13 protein-coding genes are annotated in these 20,805 nt (G+C 67.4%); all 13 read right to left on the bottom strand.

Annotation, left to right across the window (positions count from 1 at the left end; genetic code table 11):
* Positions 1 to 167 precede the first annotated feature (167 nt).
* Positions 168 to 1,748 (bottom strand): acyl-CoA carboxylase subunit beta, encoded by a 1,581-nt coding sequence (locus H7J06_RS02490; protein ID WP_264036697.1) that lies wholly within the window; start codon positions 1,746 to 1,748, stop codon positions 168 to 170.
* The gene (gene pks13 / locus H7J06_RS02485) at positions 1,745 to 7,120 is read right to left on the bottom strand and encodes a polyketide synthase Pks13 (protein WP_264036695.1); all 5,376 of its coding nucleotides are present in this window, start codon (positions 7,118 to 7,120) and stop codon (positions 1,745 to 1,747) included. Before pks13 ends, H7J06_RS02490 begins: the two co-directional genes overlap by 4 nt.
* 51 nt (positions 7,121 to 7,171) lie before the next feature.
* The gene (gene fadD32, locus H7J06_RS02480) at positions 7,172 to 9,061 is read right to left on the bottom strand and encodes a long-chain-fatty-acid--AMP ligase FadD32 (protein ID WP_264036693.1); all 1,890 of its coding nucleotides are present in this window, start codon (positions 9,059 to 9,061) and stop codon (positions 7,172 to 7,174) included.
* A 178-nt stretch (positions 9,062 to 9,239) separates the two neighbouring features.
* Entirely contained in the window at positions 9,240 to 10,256 is a 1,017-nt protein-coding gene (culp6, locus tag H7J06_RS02475; RefSeq protein ID WP_264036692.1) for a carboxylesterase Culp6, read from the bottom strand.
* Between the two features lie 20 nt (positions 10,257 to 10,276).
* The gene (locus H7J06_RS02470; RefSeq protein ID WP_264036691.1) at positions 10,277 to 10,648 is read right to left on the bottom strand and encodes a DUF732 domain-containing protein; all 372 of its coding nucleotides are present in this window, start codon (positions 10,646 to 10,648) and stop codon (positions 10,277 to 10,279) included.
* A 155-nt stretch (positions 10,649 to 10,803) separates the two neighbouring features.
* Positions 10,804 to 11,664: an esterase family protein gene (locus H7J06_RS02465; protein WP_372515217.1), complete on the bottom strand. Its 861-nt coding sequence runs from the start codon at positions 11,662 to 11,664 to the stop codon at positions 10,804 to 10,806.
* Positions 11,665 to 11,824: 160 nt separating this feature from the next.
* Complete coding sequence (locus H7J06_RS02460) at positions 11,825 to 12,814, bottom strand: esterase family protein (protein ID WP_275078883.1); 990 nt, start codon at positions 12,812 to 12,814, stop codon at positions 11,825 to 11,827.
* A 117-nt stretch (positions 12,815 to 12,931) separates the two neighbouring features.
* Entirely contained in the window at positions 12,932 to 13,936 is a 1,005-nt protein-coding gene (locus tag H7J06_RS02455; RefSeq protein WP_264036687.1) for an alpha/beta hydrolase, read from the bottom strand.
* Between the two features lie 49 nt (positions 13,937 to 13,985).
* On the bottom strand, positions 13,986 to 16,010 hold the full coding sequence (gene aftB / locus H7J06_RS02450) for a terminal beta-(1->2)-arabinofuranosyltransferase (protein WP_308205676.1): 2,025 nt from the start codon (positions 16,008 to 16,010) through the stop codon (positions 13,986 to 13,988).
* Positions 15,988 to 16,902 carry a decaprenyl-phosphate phosphoribosyltransferase gene (locus H7J06_RS02445; protein WP_264036685.1) on the bottom strand — a complete coding sequence of 305 codons (915 nt, stop codon included), beginning with the start codon at positions 16,900 to 16,902 and terminating at the stop codon, positions 15,988 to 15,990. The genes aftB and H7J06_RS02445 overlap by 23 nt, the downstream gene beginning before the upstream one ends.
* Complete coding sequence (locus tag H7J06_RS02440; protein WP_264036683.1) at positions 16,899 to 17,429, bottom strand: phosphatase PAP2 family protein; 531 nt, start codon at positions 17,427 to 17,429, stop codon at positions 16,899 to 16,901. Before H7J06_RS02440 ends, H7J06_RS02445 begins: the two co-directional genes overlap by 4 nt.
* Positions 17,426 to 19,378: a glycosyltransferase gene (locus H7J06_RS02435; protein ID WP_264036681.1), complete on the bottom strand. Its 1,953-nt coding sequence runs from the start codon at positions 19,376 to 19,378 to the stop codon at positions 17,426 to 17,428. The genes H7J06_RS02440 and H7J06_RS02435 overlap by 4 nt, the downstream gene beginning before the upstream one ends.
* A gap of 2 nt (positions 19,379 to 19,380) precedes the next feature.
* Entirely contained in the window at positions 19,381 to 20,607 is a 1,227-nt protein-coding gene (glf, locus tag H7J06_RS02430) for a UDP-galactopyranose mutase (RefSeq protein WP_264036679.1), read from the bottom strand.
* Between the last annotated feature and the right edge of the window lie 198 nt (positions 20,608 to 20,805).

The raw sequence follows: 20,805 nt of genomic DNA, 5'->3' as shown, positions 1-20,805 counted from the left end.
ACAGGCGTCACGCGCAGCCTGTGGATAACTCCCCGAAGTGTCGGTAGCGGTGACCAATGACTCGAACATACATTCGAATCTACCCGTGAACTACGACTCGCAACAGGCGTCACGCGCAGCCTGTGGATAACTCCGAAAGTGTCAGTGGCGCAGGCCAATCCGACGGATCAGAGCGGCGTCAGACCATGCTTGCGCAACACCTTGTTGCGGCTCTGCTTGTCCCGCAACAACTGCATCGACTTGCGCAACAACAGCCGCGTCTCGTGCGGTTCGATGACCCCGTCGATGTAACCGCGCTCGGCGGCGATCCACGGCGTCGCCAGGTTGAGGTTGTAACCCTCGATGAAGTCCGCACGAATCTTCTGGACCTCGGGCGAGGTCGGATCGGGGAACCGCTTCACCAACAGCTGCGCTGCACCCTCGGCACCGATCACCGCGATGCGCGCCGTGGGCCAGGCGAAGTTCAGGTCCGCGGACAACTGCTTGGAGCCCATCACCGCGTACCCGCCGCCGTACGCCTTGCGGATCACGAAGGTCACCTTCGGTACGTCGGCTTCCACGATGGCGTTGAAGAACCGGCCACCGCGCTTGATGATGCCGCCCTTCTCCTCCTCGAGGCCCGGCATGGCACCCGGGGTGTCGACGACGAAGACCAGCGGCAGGTTGAACGAGTCGCAGAACCGAATGAAACCTGCTGCCTTGTCGGATGCTTCGTTGCCCACGGCGCCGGCGTTGTTCAACGGCTGGTTGGCGATCACGCCGACGGGATGACCGTCGATGCGGGCGAACGCGGTGATCATGGACGGGCTGCGCTGCTCGGCGATCTCGAAGACGTCGCCGTCGTCGAAGATCCGGAGCAGGATCTCGTGCATGTCGTAGGCCTGGTTGTCCGAGTCCGGCACGATCGTGTCGAGCTCCATGTCGGACGGCGTGATCTCGGGCTCCAGCCCGGGGTTGACGATCGGCACGCTGTCGAAGTGGTTGGGCGGCAAGAAGCTCAGGTAGTCGCGCACGTACTGGTACGCCGCACTCTCCGACTCGACCACCTTGTGGATGTTGCCGCGCTGCGCCTGCACGTCGGCGCCGCCGAGCTCGTCGAAGGTCACGTCCTCACCGGTGACGTCCTTGATCACGTCGGGCCCGGTGATGAACATGTAACCCTGGTCGCGCACGGCGACGATCAGATCGGTCTGGATCGGCGAATAGACCGCTCCGCCAGCGCATTTGCCGAAGATCAGCGAGATCTCGGGCACCAGACCGCGCAGCATCTCGTGGCGTCGGCCGAGCTCGGCGTACCAGGCCAGCGACGTCGCGGCATCCTGGATGCGGGCGCCACCGGAGTCGTTGATGCCGATGATCGGGCAACCGACCATGGCCACCCACTCCATCAGCCGGGCCACCTTGCGGCCGAACATCTCGCCGACCGAACCCTGGAACACCGTCTGGTCGTGGCTGAACACGCCGACCGGACGCCCGTCGATGGTGCCGTGACCGGTCACCACGCCGTCGCCGTAGAAGGCGTTGGGGTCGCCGGGGGTGCGAGCCAGCGCGCCGATCTCCAGGAAGCTGCCCGGGTCGAGCAGTTCGTGGATGCGGGCGCGAGCGCTCGGGATGCCCTTCTTGTCGCGACGGGCCTTCGCCTTCTCGTCACCCGGATCCTTGGCGAGCTCCAACCGTTCACGCAGCTCGGCCAGCTTCTCGGCCGTGGTGTGGGCTCTGGTGGCGACGGGGGCCGCTTCCTGGGTCACTTGTGCTCGCTCTCGATGCGGTTGATCGCCTCACTCATGTGCGCGCCGACCTTCGCAATGTACGGCTCGTCGATCGCCTGAATGTGCTCGCCCCCGATGTTCACGACCTCCAGATCGGAGACGAACTCGCCCCAGCCGCCGTCGGGCTGACGGACGCCGTAGCGGGGCTCGAACTTGATCGCGTCGTCGTGGTACCGGTCGGCCATGTAGAGGGTGACGTGACCGTCGTAGGGCTCGATCACGACGGTCTCCAGCGCGCGGTTGTCCAGGTAGGACGTCCGCTGGTGCTCGATGATGCCGCCGGGGATCTGCACTCCGGCGTTCTGCACGGCGTCCAGCACGTACTGCACCTGGCCCGCGTCGTCGAGTTCCTCGAGCTCCTCGTAGGGGATCGGCGGGATCTCCACGTTGAAGTTCTTGGCGGCGAACTCCGCGTACCTGTCCCAGCGCTTGCGGGTCTCCTCCTTGGTCTGCGGAACCTCCTCGCCAGCACGCACCGTGTCGATGAGGCCGACGAACTGCACGTTGGCGCCGTGCTGCTTGAGCCCGATCGCGCAGGCATACGCCAGCGCGCCGCCCAGCGACCAACCGGTCAGGATGAACGGCTTGTCTCCGTTGAGCTCCAAGAGCTTCGGCACGTATTGCGCCGCCCGTTCCTGGATGGTGCCCTCGACGCGCTCCAGCCCGTACATCGGCGTGCCCGCGGGCAGCCGCTTGAGCAGCGGTTCGTAGACCACCGTCGAGCCACCGGCCGCGTGGAACACGAAGACCGGAACGTCGCTCTCGTCCTCGGCCTTGCGGATGGTGCGGACGAAGCCGTCGAGCTCACCGGCCTCCAGGAACTCGCGGACCGTGGAGGACAGCTCCTCGATGGTCTGCGCCCTCTTGACGTCCTCGGCGGTGATCGTGCCCTCGGCGCGCTCGGACAGCCGCTGCGCCATCTTCTGCGCTTCCTCGTCGGTGAGTTCGCGCAACGAGTTGAAGATGCCGCCCGGCGACTTGCCGGTGACGATCGCCCACGTCGCGAACGTGACGCGCTCGGCGGCGTCGCGCGGCGGGACGTCGCTGTTCAACGCCTCCGAGATCGCCTGCTGGTTGAGCACCTGCGCCGCACCGGCCAGGTTCGGCGTCTTCGCCTGGGCCGACGGTCCGGCCGGATTGGTCGGTGGTGGCGGCGGGGGCGGGACGATCCCGGCGGTCTCGATGGGGGCCGCGGGCGGGGCGGGGGCTTCACTCTCCAGGGGGATTCCGGCCTCGGCTGCCTTCTTGGCGAGCACCTCCTCGAGCTCGGCCACCGTGGTGGCTCCGCCCATCAGCTCGGCCTGTGCCGCGGCGATCTCCTCGTCGGTCTGCGTCTTCTGGACCTCTGCGAGCTGACCCACCTCGTCGCGGTGTTCGATGGCGTACTGGATCAGCTTCTCGACGGCGTACAGGTTCGCGTCGCGCACCGCGGTCAGCTGGATTGGCGGCAGGTCGAAGTCGTACTCGACGCGGTTCTTGATGCGAACCGCCATCAGCGAGTCCAGGCCCAGCTCGATCAGCGGCACCTCCCACGGCAGGTCCTCGGGCTCATAACCCATGGCGCTGCCGACGATGGTGCCCAGTCGCTGCGCGATGGTCTCGCCCGACTCGGGTGTCCACTTGGCGAAGCCGGCCGCCAAACCCGCTCCGGCAGTGAGGTTGTCCTGCAGGATCGCCGCGTCGTCCTCGGGTTCGGGTTCCTCGATCGCCACCGGCTGCGCGACGGCCACCTCGGAGATCGCCGCGCCGGCGCCGACCGCGGTCGGCAACGCCGTCGCCTGACCGGCGCGTGTCACGATCGCGTCGTAGACGAGGGTGAACGATTCGTCGATCCTGGCGTGCACCTGCACCGTCGCGCCACCGGGGTGGCGTGTCAGCGTCGTCACCAGCCGGGCGTCGTCCGCCGGAACCGCACGCTGCTCGTACGCGGTCAGCTTGGCGTCCGGAAGTACCTGCACCGCAGCGGCTTTCACCAGCGCGGCCAAGTCGGTGGTGGCGCGCGGGGAGTACTCCCACACGTGGCGGCCGTCAGGCATCGCGACGTGGGTGCCCGGGACGACGTTGGAGCCGTCTCCAGAGAACCGGACGTCGAGCCAGTGCGGCTTGCGCTTGAAGCGCGTCGGAGGAATGTCGGCGTACTCACCGGGCGCGAACAGGGTGCGGAAGTCCAGGTCGTGGCCGTGGGCGAACAGGTGGGCCATGGCCGAGGTCATGGAGTCGACCTCGTCCTGCTTGCGGGCCAGCGTCGGGATCAGCTGCCCGTCGTGCAGACCGGCCGACGCCGTCGTCAGGCCAACCTGCATGAGCGCCACCGGGTTTGGCGCCAGCTCGAGGAACGTGGTGTGCCCGTCGTCGACGGCGTTGCGGATGCCGTGGGTGAAGTAGACGCTGTGCCGCAGTCCCTTCTTCCAGTAGTCGACGTCGTGGATGGGCTCGGCGCCGGCGCGGATCAGCTGGCCTTCGTGGACGGTGGAGTAGTACGCCGTCCGGAGCGGATGAGGCTCGATGCCCGTGATCTCCGCCGAGAGCTCACCGAGCAGCGGATCCATCTGCTGGGTGTGGCTGGCGCCCTTGGTCTGAAACTTCCGGGCGAACTTGCCCTCGGACTCCGCCCTGGCGATGATCGCGTCGATCTGCTCGGGCGGGCCGCCGATCACGGTCTGGGTGGGTGCTGCGTAGACGCACACCTCCAGACCGGGGTAATCGGAGAACACGGTCTTGATCTCGTCGGCGGAGTACTCGACGAGCGCCATCAGGCGGATGTACTCGCCGAACAGCATTGCCTCGCCCTCACCCATCAGGTGAGCCCGCGAACAGATCGTGCGGGTGGCGTCCTCCAGGGACAGACCGCCGGAGAAGTAGGCCGCCGCCGCCTCGCCGAGCGACTGTCCCACCAGCGCACCGGGTTTCGCGCCGTGCGCCTTGAGCAGCTCGCCAAGCGCGATCTGGATGGCGAAGATGACCGTCTGGACCACTTCGATGGGGTATTCGCAGGTCTCGTCGGTGTAGTCGATGGCGTCGTCGAGGATCAACTCCACGATCGAATAGCCACGCTCGTCCTGAATCAGCGCGTCGACCTTGTTGATCCACTCGGCGAAGACCTCGTCGCGCAGATACAGGCTCTTGCCCATCTTGCGGTGCTGGGCACCGAAACCGGCCAGCACCCAGACGGGTCCGTTCGACACGGGTCCGTCGGCCGCGAGCACCAGCGGGCTCTGCTTGCCCTCGGCCAGGGCACGCAACCCCTTGACCGCTTCGTCGTGGTCGTGGGCCAAGACCACTGCGCGCGAACGCCCGTGGTTGCGCCGCGACAGGGATCGCCCAATCGACTCGAGCGACGACGCCCGGCCCGCCTCACTGTCGATCCAGTCGGCCAGTTCGGCGGCGGTGGCCCGCTTGCGCGAGGTCAGGAAGCCGGAGACCGCGAGCGGCACGATGGGCGCCACGGGTTCGGCGGCGTCGAGCTCGGCGCGGGCGGCTTCGAGCAGTCGGAGCGCTTCGTCGGTGAGGCCGGGCAGTTCGGGCTCGGCGTCGACTGCAACGGCTGGCACGTCGAGATCGTCGTCGTCGAGGATGTCGCCGTATTCGTCCACCCGGACACCGCCGACGAACACCGCGTTGGCGTCCTCCTTCGGCTGTGCCGCAACGGTTTCCACTACCGGCTCGGGCTCGACGAGGTCGGCTGGCAGCACCTCGCGGACCACCAGGTGGGCGTTGGCGCCACCGAAGCCGAAGCCCGAGACGCCGGCGATGGCGTGACCGCTGTAGCGGGGCCAGTCGGCGACCTCGTCGTTGACCTTGATGTGGATCTTGTCGAAGTCGATGTACGGGTTGGGGCCCGCGTAGTTGATCGACGGCGGGAGCTTGTCGTTGCGCAACGACAGCGCGACCTTGGCCAGGCTGGCCGCGCCGGCAGCCGATTCCAGGTGTCCGACATTGGATTTCACCGCACCCAGCAGGGCGGGCTTGTCGGCGGCGCGGCCCTTGCCGATGACCCGGCCCAGGGCGTCGGCCTCGATCGGGTCACCGAGGATGGTGCCGGTGCCGTGGGCTTCGACGTAGTCGACGGTGCGCGGGTCGATGCCCGCGTCCTTGTAGGCCTTGCGCAACACGTCGGCCTGCGCGTCCGGATTCGGCGCGAGCAGCCCGTTGGACCGGCCGTCGTGGTTGACCGCGGTACCCGCGATGACCGCGATGATCTGGTCACCGTCGCGGCGGGCATCGGCCACCCGCTTGAGCACCAGCATGCCGCCGCCCTCGGAGCGGGCGTATCCGTTGGCGTCCGACGAGAACGACTTGATCCGGCCGTCGGGTGCGAGCACCCCGCCGACCTCGTCGAAGCCGATGGTGACCAGCGGGGTGATCAGCGCGTTCACGCCGCCCGCCAGCACCACGTCGGCGTCACCGGCGCGCAGGGCCTTGACCCCTTCGTGCACGGCGACCAGCGACGAGGAGCACGCGGTGTCGATCGCCATCGACGGTCCGCGGAAGTCGAAGAAGTACGACACCCGGTTGGCGATGATCGAGCTGGTCGTTCCGGTGATCGCATACGGGTGCGCGACCGAGGCGTCGGACACCGACAGGAAGCTGTAGTCGTTGTTGGACGCGCCGACGAACACGCCGACGGTCTCACCGCGCAGGCTGGACGCCGGAATCCTGGCGTGCTCCAACGCTTCCCACGTGAGTTCCAGAGCCATCCGCTGCTGCGGATCGATGTTGTCGGCCTCCATCTTCGACAGTGCGAAGAACTCGGAGTCGAAACCCTTGATGTCGGACAGGTAGCCACCGCGGGTGTGCGCCCGGGCGACGCGCTCGGCGATCCGCGGATCGCCGAGGAACTCCTCCCAGCGTCCCTCGGGCAGGTCGGTGATGGCGTCGACGCCGTCGAGCAGGCCGCGCCACATCTCGTCGGGAGTGTTCAGGTCACCGGGGAACCGGGTGCCGATGCCGACGATCGCGATGTCGAGCTGGCCGGAGTCGACGTTCGAGGTGCGCGACCAGTCGTAGTCGTCGTCGACGGGGGTCTCGTCCTCGGGATCACCCTCGACGATGACCGTCGCCAGCGACTCGATCGTCGGGTTCCGGAACAGGACCGTCGCCGTCAACGTGACGCCGGTGAGATCCTCGATGTCACTGGCCAGCGACACGGCGTCGCGCGACGACAGGCCCAGTTCGACCATCGGCGCGGACTCGTCGATGCCGGTGACCGATTGCCCGGTGGCGTCGGCGATCCAGTTCCGCAGGAACTCGCGCAGCTCGGGAACCGTCTTGTCGGTACGAGCCGGCTTGTCGGCGGGCGCCGACGAGCCGTTCCCGGCGGGCGATGGCGAATTGTCTTCGGATTCAGTCATATTCACAGTCACTTTCGCCGAGGTGCGGCCTGGGTGGACCGACGGAGCGCGTTAGTCCGCCTGGTCGGGGAAGTCGTTGGCGATCTTTCCGCTGCGCAAGCTGCCGTCGAGATAGGCCGACCGGCAGGCCCGCCGGCCGATCTTGCCGCTCGAGGTGCGCGGAATGGCACCGGCCGGCGTCAACAGCACGTCGCGCACCGTCACGCCGTGCCGGACGGCGATGGCGGCGCGGATCTCGTCGGCCACCGGCTCGAGGTCCATCTTGTTGGCGCCCGCGGCGCGCTCGGCGACGATGACGAGTTGTTCGGAGGTGTCGTCGGAGTCCCGCTTGAGCCCGGCGTGCGCGTTCTCGAACACCTCGTCGGGAAGCTGGTTGGCCGGCACCGAGAACGCCGCGACGAACCCGGTGCGCAGCGCCTTGCTGGCCTCCTGCGCCGAGTACTCGAGATCCTGCGGGTAGTGGTTGCGGCCGTCCACGATCACCAGGTCCTTCACGCGGCCCGTGATGTAGAGGTCGCCGTCGTGGAACGCCCCGAAGTCGCCGGTGCGCACCCAGGTGGCGTCGTCGGCGGCACCCTCGGCGTGCGACGGGTTGGTCCTGGACTTGAGGATGTTCTGGAACGTCGCCGCCGTCTCCTCCGGCTTGTTCCAGTAGCCCGTGCCCATGTTCTGGCCGCTGATCCACACCTCACCGATCTGCCCGTCGGGCAGCTCGGTCGCGCTCTCGGCGTCGACGATGGTGGCCCACTCGGCAACGCCGACCTTGCCTGCGGACGCCTGCGCCACCGCGGACGGCGCGTCCTCGGAGACCTCGACGAAGCGGTAGGAGTTGAGCTGCTCGCGGTCGACGTAGACGACCTTCGGCGGCTCGTCGGTCGGGGTGGTGGAGACGAACAGCGTCGCCTCGGCCAGACCGTAGGACGGCTTGATGGCCTTCGGGTTGAACCCGAACGGGTTGAACGCGGCGTTGAAGCGGGCGACGGTCGCGGCGGAGATCGGCTCGCTGCCGTTGAGGACCGCCTTGACGTTCGACAGGTCCATCGGCGGCTCGCCGTCCTTCGGCACGCCACGCGCGGCGGCGTGGTCGAACGCGAAGTTGGGGGCGACGGAGATGACGCCGCCGGTGTCGTCGTCCTTGCGGGCCATTTCCCGGATCCAGCGGCCGGGCCTGCGGACGAACGCGGCGGGCGTCATGAAGGTGATGTAGTGACCGACCACCGGCGGGATCATCGCCGTGACGAGACCCATGTCGTGGAAGAACGGCAACCAGGTGACGCCGCGGTCGCCCTCGTCGCCACCGATGCCCTCGATGACCTGGACGATGTTGGTGGCGAGGTTGAGGTGGGTGATCTGCACACCGGTCGGGATGCGGGTCGACCCGGACGTGTACTGCAGGTAGGCGACCGTGTCGTGGGTGACGTCCTCCTGCACCCAGGTGGCGCCGACCTCGTCGGGCACGGCGTCGACGGCGATGACGCGAGGCCGTTCCTTGGCGGGCCGGGTGCGGAAGAACTTCCGCACGCCCTCTGCCGAGTCGGTGGTGGTCAGGATCGCGGTGGGCTTGCAGTCGTCGAGGACGGCATGCAGCCGGCCGACGTGACCGGGTTCGGACGGGTCGAACAGCGGGACGGCGATGCGACCGGCGTAGAGCACGCCGAAGAAGCCGACGAGGTAGTCCAGGTTCTGCGGGCAGAGGATCGCGACGCGGTCACCGGGCTGGGTGACCTGCTGCAGCCGGGCGCCGACCGCCTTGTTGCGGGCGCTGAAGTCGCGCCAGCCCAGGTTGCGGGCGACCCCGTCGCGCTCGGTGGAGAAGTCGATGAACTGGTAGGCGAGGTTGTCGCCACGTACCGTGGCCCACTTCTCGACGTGCCGCACCAGGTTGCCGTTGTCGGGAAACCTGATCAGGCCGTCCTTCAAGAACGGGTTGTGGAATCCCATGTCACTCCTCTGTCGATGCTGCCCCTGCCGTCGCGAACCGGCCGAGGCCAAACCCCAAGATCATATCGGTGGGTAGGCCGTTGCCTTGGGACCCACTCTGCAGACGACCCGCCGGGTTTCAAGGACGGGTGCTCTTACTTTTCTCTTAATGTTAGGTGAGCTCGTGGCCGTAGCCAAATCACCCGTGCTTCGGGTGTGGCGCGTTGTCGATCACGCCTCGCGCCCACGACTGCGTCCACTGCGTGGCGGTTTGTCCGTCGAGCACCCAGAAGTCCGGGGTGTTGTACATCGCGTGCACCGGTTGGCCGGCGCCACCGCTGAGCACTTCGAGCGTCTTGGGCAGGTTGACGATGGAGAACGCCCCTTCGGGCGCCGAGCAGATCAGGTCGCCGGTGGCGCAGATCTGGTTCGTCCGGTCGTTGAGCGATCCGAACCCACCGGGCCGCGGGCCCGACATCGTCAGGCCGAGGGCCGAGAGGGTGGGCACTTCCTGCAGCGTGATCTCGGCGCCCTGTCCGGGCGGATTGGGGCCGATGTCGTTCCCGACGCCCGGCTCCCGGCGTCCGTCCGCGATCAGCGTCACGCCGAGGACCAGGTCGGCGTCGACGGGGCCGCGGCCGTTGCCGATGTCGCTGGCGATGTCACCGGCGATGACGGCGCCTTGGGAGAATCCCACGATGACGTAGCTGGTCAAGGGGCAGCGGTTGTTCATGTCGGTCAGCGCCTGAATCGCGGCCTTGGTGCCCTCGGCGCGGCTGTCGTTGTACGACATCTGCTTGTCGGCGGCGAACGGATTGTGGAACTGCGCGGTGTACGGAACCGTGTACTCGGCCACCCGGTCCTCGCCGTAGGCCTGCCGAAGCGGGTTGGTCACGTTCAGCAGCAGAGCGATGGGGAACTGCGTCGGGTTGACGGGGTCGAGCTGGGGCGAGGACTCCCACGTGCCCGGAATGGACAACACCATCACGTCGGCACAGCTGGCGTCCTGGGACTCGGGCCGCGGCTTGGAACCGGGCGTGGTCGGAATGCCGCTCGTCGACGGCTGAGCCGACGGAGGGGTGGCAGTGGGCGGCGACTCCGGCGACCGCAGCAGAATCCACAGCCCGACGACGAGGAGGCCGACCAGCACCGCCACCGACCCGGCCGCCACGAGGGCGAGGAGTCGATGACGCTTGCGTTGGCGATTGGTAGCCATGAAGTGAGGAGGTCTCCTACTTAGCAGAGTGTTTCGGTGGCGATGCGAATGTAGTCGGCCGTCTCGGAGTTGACCTGGCCGGCCGGTGGCGCCACCGACTCGCCGTAGGAGTCCCGGACGTCACCGCGCACCATCGGCAGAACGAAGTCCCAGACTTCCTGGTCGCTCTGCTTGGCGGCCTTCGCCTGGCACACGCAGGAGCCGATGTTCAGCGCGGACAACTCACTCGAGGGATTCAGGCCCGCTTCGGTCAGCGCGTCGAGGAACGCGCGCTGCGCGGGCGTGACCACCAACTCGGGATTCTCTCCCGGCTGCACGGCGGGAGCCTGGGCGAACGGCTGGGCACTGCTGCCGCTGGCGGTGGTCCCCGACGGCATTCCGATGGTTGCCATGACGTCGTCACCCATACCGCAACCACTGACCACGAGTGCGGCACAGGCCATGGCGGCGCTTGCCGTTCGAGGTCCGTCCAGGTGCACGCCTCCAAGGTACCGGCTCGTGTCGGCGACCCCGGAGGACCGTTTGCCAGTTTCGTCGAGCGGTGCGCCTACCTGATCGCGGCGGACAGGTCCCCGGACATTGCCGCGAGCTGCGGCGCCCAGCTGCCCCAGTCGTGTTGGCCCGAGGTCGGGAAGTCGAAGTGCCCGTTGTGGCCGCCGACGGCACGGTAGTGCTGATAGAAGGTGCGGTTGCTACCCGCGGTCTGGTCACAGACACCGATCATCGCCGCGGGATCGCTGCAGTCCATCACCGCCGGGCTGTACACCCACAGCCGAGTGTTGTTGTCGTTCAACAGGTTCACGTGAACGTCGGGGTCATGCCACTTCCACCTGCCGAGCTGCGCCGCACCCCACATGGCCTGGGTGTTGACGCCACCGAAGCTGGCCAGACCAGCGGTGATGGCGCCGTTGTACGCGGTCTGCGACGGCGTCAGGAAGCCCGACAGCGACCCCGCATACCGGAACCGGTCCGGGTGGAATGCGGCCAGCGCCATGGCGGCGTAGCCACCCTGGGCGGCGCCGACGACGCCGTGACCGTTGGGGGCAAGGCCCTTGTTCGCCGCGAGCCAGTCGGGCAGCTCCTGGGACAGGAAGGTGTCCCACTGCTTGGTTCCGTCGGCTTCCCAGTTGGTGTACATGCTCCAGGCGCCGCCGGCCGGAGCCGCGACCGAGATGCCCTTGCCTGCGAGGGTGCTCATCGCGTTGCCGGCCGTGACCCAGTTACTGGTGTCGGGCGCGGCGTTGAAGGCGTCTAGCAGGAACACGGCATGCGGACCGCCGCCCTGAAAGGCGACCGGGATGTCGCGGCCCATGGAAGCCGACGGCACCATCAAGTATTCGACGCCCTCTGCCTTGGCGGTGTGGGGGCTCGCCAGCCACAGCCCGGCGGCCAGAGTCAACGCACACATCGTTCTGACGAGCGCCGAAAGCAGCCTCATACCCATCTCACCAATCTGTTGATTCGGTTGTAGTGAATCACATCACGACGACGAGCCGCGCCGGAAACGAGTGACGGCGGCGATCCCCTCGGGGGTCGCCGCCGTCAATCGATTTTGTTTTGCTGGCGCCTTAGGAGACGGGCGTCGGAACCGCGTTCAGAACGCGCTGGACGTCCGGCTTCATGGCCTGCAGCTGCTGGCCCCAGTACGGCCAGTCGTGCGTGCCGGCGTCCGGGAAGTTGAAGACGGCGTTCTTGCCACCGGCAGCCAGGTAGTTGTCCTGGAACGTCTTGTTGGTGCGCAGGGTCAGGCTCTCCAGGAACTTGGCGGGCAGGTTGTTGCCGCCGAGATCCGACGGGGTGCCGCTGCCGCAGTAGACCCAGATCCGGGTGTTGTTGGCAACCAACGTCGCCAGGTTGACCATCGGGTCGTTGTACTTCCAGGCGGGATCGGTCTCAGCCGGTCCCCACATGTCGTCGGCCTTGTAGCCACCGGCATCACCCATGGAGGTGTTGACCAGTCCCGGCCACCAGCCCTCGGAGAGGTTCAAGAAGCCCGACAGCGATGCCGCGTACTGGAACTGCTGCGGGTGGTGGATCGACAGCGTCAGCGCAGCCGAGCCGGCCATCGACAGGCCGATCGCCGCGGTGCGGGTCGCGTCGACGCCCTTGTTGGCGGAAAGGTATGCGGGGAGTTCCTGGGTGAGGAACGTCTCCCACTTGTAGGTCTGGCAGACGCCGGTCTTCTTGCTGCAGGCCGGCTTGTACCAGTCGCTGTAGAAGCTGGACTGTCCACCGACGGGCATGACCATCGACAGGCCCGAGCCGTTGTACCACTCGAAGGCGGCGGTGTTGATGTCCCAGCCGTTGAAGTCGTCCTGCGCACGCAGGCCGTCGAGCATGTACATCGACGGCGAGTTGGGGCCACCGCTCTGGAACTGCACCTTGATGTCGCGACCCATGCCAGCGGACGGAACCATCAGGTACTCGACCGGCAGACCCGGCTTCGAGAACGCGCCCGCTGTCGCCGAGCCTCCGACGACGCCGACCAGTCCCGACAGCGTTCCCGCTGCCAGGGCGGCAACCGCAGCGCGGCGCGCCATCTTCCCTACGAAACTCATGCTTGTATGAATCCTTTTCGTTTGAATGCCGCACGACAGACCCGCTGCGTGCCGCTGTAGTCAACCACACACGAGAGCGAAAACTCTCTCTCGCACGTGTCGTCCCTGGTCACCCGCTCAGCCATTGAGTGTGGCAATCAGGTCGGGCTTGAGGGCCTGTAGCTGCTGACCCCAGTAAGCCCACGAATGGTTTCCCTCGCTGGGGAAGACGAAGGTGGCATTGCTGCCACCGGCCTTGGCGTAGGCGTCCTGGAACCGCTTGTTGCCGTTGAGGGCGAGCGTTTCCAGGCTGGTGGCGCCGACGGACTGACCGGGGTCGACGCTCTCGTCGAGCGGACCTCCACCGGGCGCGCAATAGATCCACAACCGCGTGTGGTTGGCCTCGATGCGGTCCACCTGGAGCAGGGGATCGTTGCGCTTCCAGGCCGGATCCCACGGCGCTCCCCACATGTCGTCGACGTTGTAACCGCCGGCGTCCAGCATCGCCACTCGGACGGCCTGTTTCATGAAGGGCGTCGAGGGGTTGAGGAATCCCGACAGCGAGGCCGCGTAGCTGAATTGGGCGGGGTGGTACGCCGAGAGAATCAGCCCGGCACCGCCAGCCATCGACAGGCCGACGATGCCGTTTCCGGTCGGGGAGACCTGCTTGGCCGTGGCGAGGTACGCGGGCAGCTCCTGGGTGAGGAATGTCTCCCATTTGTAGGTAAAGGCCTGCTTGTTGAAGCTCGACGGCGAATACCAGTCCGTATAGAAGCTGGACTCCCCGCCGACGGGCATCACCACGTCGACTCCCGACTGGTCGAACCATTCGAACGCGGCGGTGTTGACGTCCCAGCCGTTGAAGTCGTCCTGGGCGCGCAGGCCGTCGAGGAGGTACGCCGCCTTGCGTGGCGCGGGATCGGGGACGGGCGCCGGGGTGGCACCGGATTGGTACTCGACGCGGATGTTTCGGCCCATCGCCACGGAGTAGACGTCGAGGTACTCGACGGGCAGACCCGCCCGGGAGAAGGCCGACGCCGTCGCGGTGGCACCCGAGACGTCACCGACGACCACGGCGGCGGGCACCGACACGGCTGCGATCAGCGCCAGCACTGCGCGGCGAAGTCCCGGTCTGGTCCACATCGGTCTGTACATCGCCGCGTCCGGCCGGCCCGTTACACGTAGGTGCGGGTCACGGCCCCGTCGCGGGCATGCCGGTGTACGGGGGAACCTTCGGCGGCGGCGGCGTGATGCCGCACCGCGCCAGCTCGTAGCGGGGAACGCGGTCGATTCGGTACTTGGTGAACGCGGCGGCGTGCAACACGTTCGAGAAGAAGCGCTTCACCCCGAGCGGACCGCGGATCGAGGTCAACATGGCGTCGGTGTCCGAGCACGTCAGGGCCGCCTTGGCCTGCGCGATCCAGTCCTCGTCGAGGTAGGGCGGGATGAAGGGCCGCATGGGGAGGAACGGGCCCTCGGCGACGGCCCAGTCGGGAAAGAGGTTCTTGTCGTGGCCGATGCGGGCGTCGTCGAGACGCGCGGTGTGCGCGGCCAGCGGGTTGGCCAGTCCGATCTGGTCGATCACCCGGACGTCGAGTCCGACGTTCATGCCCAGCATGCCCAGATTGGTGAAGAACACGGTGTGGGGTCCGCTGCGCTGGCTGACGAAGACCGGCGCGGCGCCGACCGGCGGGGGCGGGAGGGGCGGTGGGATCGCGGGCACCACGTCCCACTGGTCGTAGTTGCCCGACGGCAGGAGGAGCGCCCCGTCGGGGGTGTTGTCGATGGCCGCCACGACGGCCCGCATGCGCGGATAGTCCAGATAGTCGGCGGCGGTCAGGGGATGCGCGTGGCCCGTCGCCTGGGCGTAGAACCGACGCTCGTCGACGATGCCGGAGGCCGTCACCCGGGTCGCGTCGCTGCCCAGGCCCGGTGAGTTCGCCGCCCACAGCGACCAGCCGACGATCAGCAGCCAGAACACCGCCGAGGCGCCGGCGAGCAGATAGCCGGGGCCGCGGACCGCGCGCATGCCGGACGGAAGCACGATGGGAATCACCGCGATTGGCGCGAGCAGGCAGAACAACGGGGTCAGCAGCACGCGGCCGTGCATGAAGTCACCGCCCTGGCGCACCCAGTAGACCGCCTGTATCACGCCACTGCCCGCCATGAAGACGACCACGGCGGTCGGACTCTGAAGCACGCTGGTCCACCGACCGCGGGTTCGGGTGACGTGACCGCGCTTGCGCCACAACAGACTTCGCACTCCGAGCAGCAGCAACGCGAGACCGCCGAGCAGCACCAGCGGAACCCACAGCAGGTACGGCCGGTTGAAGTTGGTGAGGTAGACGAAGCCTTGGGACCACTTGGATCCCGACGCATCCTTCGCGACGGCGGTGCCGGGGACCAGCAGACCGTAGTAGCCCATCCGGAACACCTGGTACACCACGGGCAGCAGACCGCCCGCGACGACGATGAGCAGCCGCCGGCGCCAGCCGTGCGCCGCGAGGAGCATCATTAACAGAGCGACCCCGCCGACCAACGCGAGCTCGGGCCGGATCAGCACGCTGAGTCCCGCGACGAAGGCCAACGACCCCTCGAAGACCCGTCCGGTCGCGTTGCCACCCGGCTCGTTCGGTGCGGGCGGGTTGATTCGCGGCGCCTGAGACCAACAGACCATCAGCCACCAGAGCAGGCCGAGATAGGCCAACACCAAACCGTTTTCGAGCCCCGAGGTGGCGAAGTCGCGCGCCGGGGGAATCGCGATATAGACCACCGCCCCGGCGGGCAGGAGCAACGCCTGCCTGCCGCGCAAGCCGGGCGCGTAGAGCCGGCCGGTGCCGAGCATGACGAACACGATCCCGGCGACGCTGAGCGTCAACGCCAAGGTCAGGACCACGTATTCGAGCTGAAGCGGACCGCCGATCCAGGCGGCGAAGGTGACGAGGTAGGTCCACACCGTCGACGTGTTGGCCTCGACCCGCTCCCCCTGGTTGAAGACCGGGCCGTTGCCCGCCAACAGGTTCCGCACGGTGCGCAGGACGATCAGGCCGTCGTCGGCGATCCATCTGCGCTGCCAGGCGCCCCACGCGAACAGGACCCCGACCACGACGACGCTGAACCAGAGGCTGACCCGGACCGTGGGGGTGAAGCGGAAGGCCGGCCAGCGCGCCAGCCGGACCGCCAGGGTGGATTCGCTAGCTGAAGTAGGCCGCTGCACAGACGCTTCCGATCCATGCCACGGCAAGCAGCTGCAGCACCCGGTCGCGCAGCGCGATGTCCTCCGGCTCTCCGGCGAGGCCGCCGTCCACGTCGACGGCGTAGCGCAGGATCGCGATGGTGAACGGGACCATCGACACGGCGTACAGGGAGCCGCCCGCGGTGCGGTCGCGCTCGAAGGCCCACAGGCCGTAACAGAGCACGACGGCGGTCGCCGACAGGGTCCAGACGAAACGAAGGTAGGTGCTGGTGTACCGCTCCAACGACTTGCGGATCTTGGCGCCGGTGCGCTCGGCGAGTTGCAGTTCGGCGTAACGCTTGCCCGCCGCCATGAACAGCGAACCGAACGCCATGACGAGCAGGAACCACTGCGACAGCGGGATGTTCGCGGCGACGCCGCCGGCGATGGCACGGATGAGGAAGCCCGAGGACACGATGCAGATGTCCAGTACGGCTTGGTGTTTGAGGCCGAAGCAGTAGGCCATCTGCACGGAGATGTAGATGGCCATGACCAACGCCAGGTTGGGCGAGACGTACCAGGACAGCGCCATGGAGACGACGCCCAGCACCACCGCCAGGCCGTACGCCAGTGGCACGGGCACCACGCCGGCGGCGATGGGGCGATTGCGCTTGGTGGGATGCGCGCGGTCGGCGTCGACGTCACGGGCGTCGTTGACCAGGTAAACGCACGACGCCGCGAGGCTGAACGCCACGAACGCGATCAGGACGTGCACACCGTCGTCGAAGCCGAAGCGGACGTCACGGCCCAGCGCCGCCACCGGCGCCGCGAGCACCAGCAGGTTCTTCACCCACTGTCGCGGCCGGACCGCCTTGACCAGCCCGGAGGCGAGGTTCTTCGGCGGGCCCGCCAACGGCGGAGCTTCCTCACTCATGCGCGCTCACCTGTTTCCTTCCGGTCCGCAACCGCCTCGACTGTCTTGGCGACGACCGCGCCGACGGCCACTCCCGTGAGCACGTCGGTCGGATAGTGCACGCCGAGCACCAAGCGCGACAAGGCCATCGGCGGCACCAGCAGCCACGGCAACGGCAACCCCGACGCTCTGGCCAACAGGATGGCCGCGGCCATGGTCGACGTCGCGTGGGCCGACGGGAAACTCAGTCGGCTCGGCGTCGCGACGTTGACGGCGATCGACGGATGGTGCGGGCGCTGGCGCTTGACGACTCTCTTGATGACGACCGCGGCGGCGTGGGCGAGGAACGCCCCGACCCCGGCCGTCAGCCAGACCCGCCGGCGCGCCGGCTGCAGCAGCGCCCCGAGGACGGACACCCCGATCCAGCCGGCGCTGTGCTCGCCGAAGTGCGACAGTGCCCGCGCTCCGGGAAGAACGCCGGGACGGCCGGCGAGGGTGGACTGCACGGCGACGAGAGCCGCGTCCTCGCCCCGCAGGGTGTCGGTCACCGGGACACTTCCGCCGGAGCCTTCGCGGCGGGCAGCAACACGCTCTCCCACTTTTGCGTGCTGGTGAGCTCCGGCAGCGCGCCGCGGTAGACCTTGCGCATCCGGTTGAACTTGCGCAGCAGCAGAGCCTGCCGCTTGAGCGATTCGCGCAACAGCTCGAACATCTTGTCGCGGTCGCGCTGGCGGTAGACCACGCCGCGACCGTCGGCCGTGGTGACGGTGACGCCGTCGACCCGCGACAGCGAGAACCACCGGGCGTCCTGCGTGGCGACGTTGATCTGCGGCCGGACGTGGTGCTGCGGATCGTGAGCCTTCAGTTGGTGAATCACGCCGCGGGACAGGCGCACCGCGATCGCGACCGGGCTGACGGGGATCTTGACCTTCCGGCGCCACCGCTTGTCCGACGGGGTCGGCAGCGAGGTCGCACTCGGCAGCACGACCGCGTCGGGGAATGCGGAGCGCATCGTGCGCACCGCGGGCAGCGCGGACTCCAGAATGGAGAAGATGTGGTCGGGGCCGGCGAGGAAGTCGTCCATGGCCTTGTTCTGAATCGCCACCGTCGAATACTCAAGGCACAGAAGGTGTTTGAGGGTGGCCTTGAGGTGGCTGGCGACCAGGCCCACGACGCTGCCGTCCCAGTGCAGAGAAGCCACCACCAACCGGTTGCGCAGGTGGAAGTACGCCTGCCAGTCGATGGCGTCGTCCTTGTCGCTCCACGCCATGTGCCAGATGGCCGCACCCGGCAGCGTCACCGTCGGATAGCCGTGTTCGCCTGCGCGCAAGCCGTATTCGCAGTCGTCCCATTTGATGAACAGCGGCAGCGGCTGGCCGAGTTCTTCGGCGACCGACCGCGGAATCATGCACATCCACCAGCCGTTGAAGTCGGCGTCGACGCGCCGGTGCAGGAGCTTGCTGCGGTACTCCTCTTCGTCGTTGAGCGGGAACTTCGCGAAGTTGTGGTCGTATTCGGTGTTGATCGCGTTGGTCCACATGAAGTTGGCCTGGTCGACCATCTCGCCCATCACGTGCAGGTGTGACGGCTCCTGCAGGTTGAGCATTTGACCGCCGACCAGGGTCGGGATCTTGGCGAAGCGGTTGAACGCCAGCGCCCGCAGGATCGAGTCGGGCTCGATGCGGATGTCGTCGTCCATGAACAGGATCTGTTCGCAGTCGGTGTTCTTCAGCGCCTCGTACATGACGCGGCTGTAGCCGCCGGAGCCGCCGAGGTTGGGCTGATCGTGAATCGTCAGCCGGTTGCCAAGGGCCGCAGCCGCTTCGGCGAAGCCAGGATTGTCCTTGGCCTTCTTGGTGCCCTGGTCGGTGACGATCACCGCGGTGATCACCTCGTCGACCAGGGGGTCCGACGTCAAGGCCGCGAGGGCGTTGACGGCGTCCGCCGGCCGGTTGAAGGTCGGGATTCCGATCGCGACGTCGGCCCGGCCCGGGGCGGGGATCGGTGCGTACCACCCCGCGCTGTGCACCGTCACCTTGCTGTCGGTGGTGATGTCGAACCAGATCCAACCGCCGTCCTCGAACGGGTCGAGCTCGATCTCGAACTCGGTGACCGCGGGGCGGTCGGGGTCGGTGCTGACCGCCTCGGTGCCGCCCACTGTGATCCGGGCGCCGGTGGCCTTGGAGCGGTAGACGTCGATGCGGGCGCTACCGGTCAACTCGACGCGCAGCACCACCGAGTCGAGGATGGACCACCGCCGCCAGTAGCTGGCCGGAAAGGCGTTGAAGTAGGTCGCGAACGACACCTCGGACTCGGCGCCAATCTCGAGGGTGGTGCGCGTCGGCGGGTGGGCGCGGCGCGCGTTGGTCTCGGATTCCTCGATGTAGAGCTTGCGCACGTCCAGCGGTTCGCCGGGTCGGGGCAAGATGATGCGGGACAGGAGGCTGACCGCCTTGGACTGTCCGGTGTCGAGCGCGCCCGACGGAATGTCACTCATGCTCAACTGCTTTCGTCTTCTGAAGCCGACAGCGCACTGCCGTCGCGCAGGTGCGGCGCCAGCGTGTTGTCGTACATGTTCAGTGCACTGGCGATTGCCATGTGCATGTCGAGGTACTGATAGGTGCCGAGCCGGCCGCCGAACAGAACCTTCCCCGACGCCGTCTCGGCGCGGGCCAGCTCGCGGTAGGCGGTGACCATCGCCCGGTCCTCGGGGGTGTTGATCGGGTAGTAGGGCTCGTCGTCGTCCTTGGCGAACCGACCGTATTCACGCATGATCACGGTCTTGTCGGCGGGGTAGGACCGCTCGGGGTGGAAGTGCCGGAACTCGTGGATCCGGGTGTACGGCACGTCGGCGTCGTTGTAGTTCATGACGGGGGTGCCCTGGAAGTCGCCGGTGTCGAGGACGTCGGTCTCGAAGTCGAGCGTGCGCCAGCCGAGCCGGCCCGCCGAGTAGTCGAAGTAGCGGTCCAGCGGCCCGGTGTAGACGATCGGAGCGTCGGGACTGGCCGACTGGAGTTCGTCGCGGACGTCGAACCAGTCGGTGTCCAGCCGAACCTCGATGCGGTCGTCGGCGGCCATGTTCTCCAGCCAGGCGGTGTAACCGTCGACCGGCAGACCCTCGTAGGTGTCGTTGAAGTAGCGGTTGTCGAAGGTGTACCGCACCGGCAGGCGGGTGATGTTGCTGGCAGGCAGGTTGGTCGGATCGGTCTCCCACTGCTTGGCCGTGTAGTGCTTCATGAACGCCTCGTAGAGCGGGCGCCCGATCAGGCTGATGGCCTTCTCCTCGAAGTTCTGCGCATCCTTGGAGTCGAATTCGGCGGCCTGCTCGGCGATCAGTGCGCGGGCTTCGTCGGGGGTGAAGTACCTGCCGAAGAACTGCGACACCAGGCCGAGGCCCATGGGGAACTGATAGGCCTGCCCGGCGTGCATGGCGTAGACCCGGTGCTGATAACCCGTGAACTCGGTGAACTGCCGCACGTAGTCCCACACCCGCTGGTTGGAGGTGTGAAATAGGTGCGCACCGTACTTGTGGATCTCGATGCCGGTCTGCGGCTCGGGCTCCGAGTAGGCATTGCCGCCGATGTGTGACCGGCGGTCGAGCACGAGCACTCGTTTGTCGAGTTGGGTGGCCACGCGTTCGGCGATCGTCAGGCCGAAGAATCCGGAGCCGACGACTATGAGGTCGAAGCTGGCCTGCGCAGCGACCCGTGAGGTAGGAGCTGTCATCGGCAGCAAGGGTATCCGACGGAGGGGTCCCGACCCGAATGTGTGCTCGGCCGGTCGTCGGGTCGCGGCAGGTCGCAATTCGCTCACGATTCCGCATCGTCACTCTAGACACACCAGTCACAGCCGTACCATCGAACGCGTTGCATCAGTACGCCCGCAGTCCATTTATACGGTCCAAGAAGCCACGGTCCGAGAAAA

It is taken from the genome of Mycolicibacterium hodleri, from assembly GCF_025822245.1.
Lineage (GTDB): Bacteria > Actinomycetota > Actinomycetes > Mycobacteriales > Mycobacteriaceae > Mycobacterium > Mycobacterium hodleri.
This window is presented reverse-complemented; position numbering and strand designations above follow the sequence as displayed.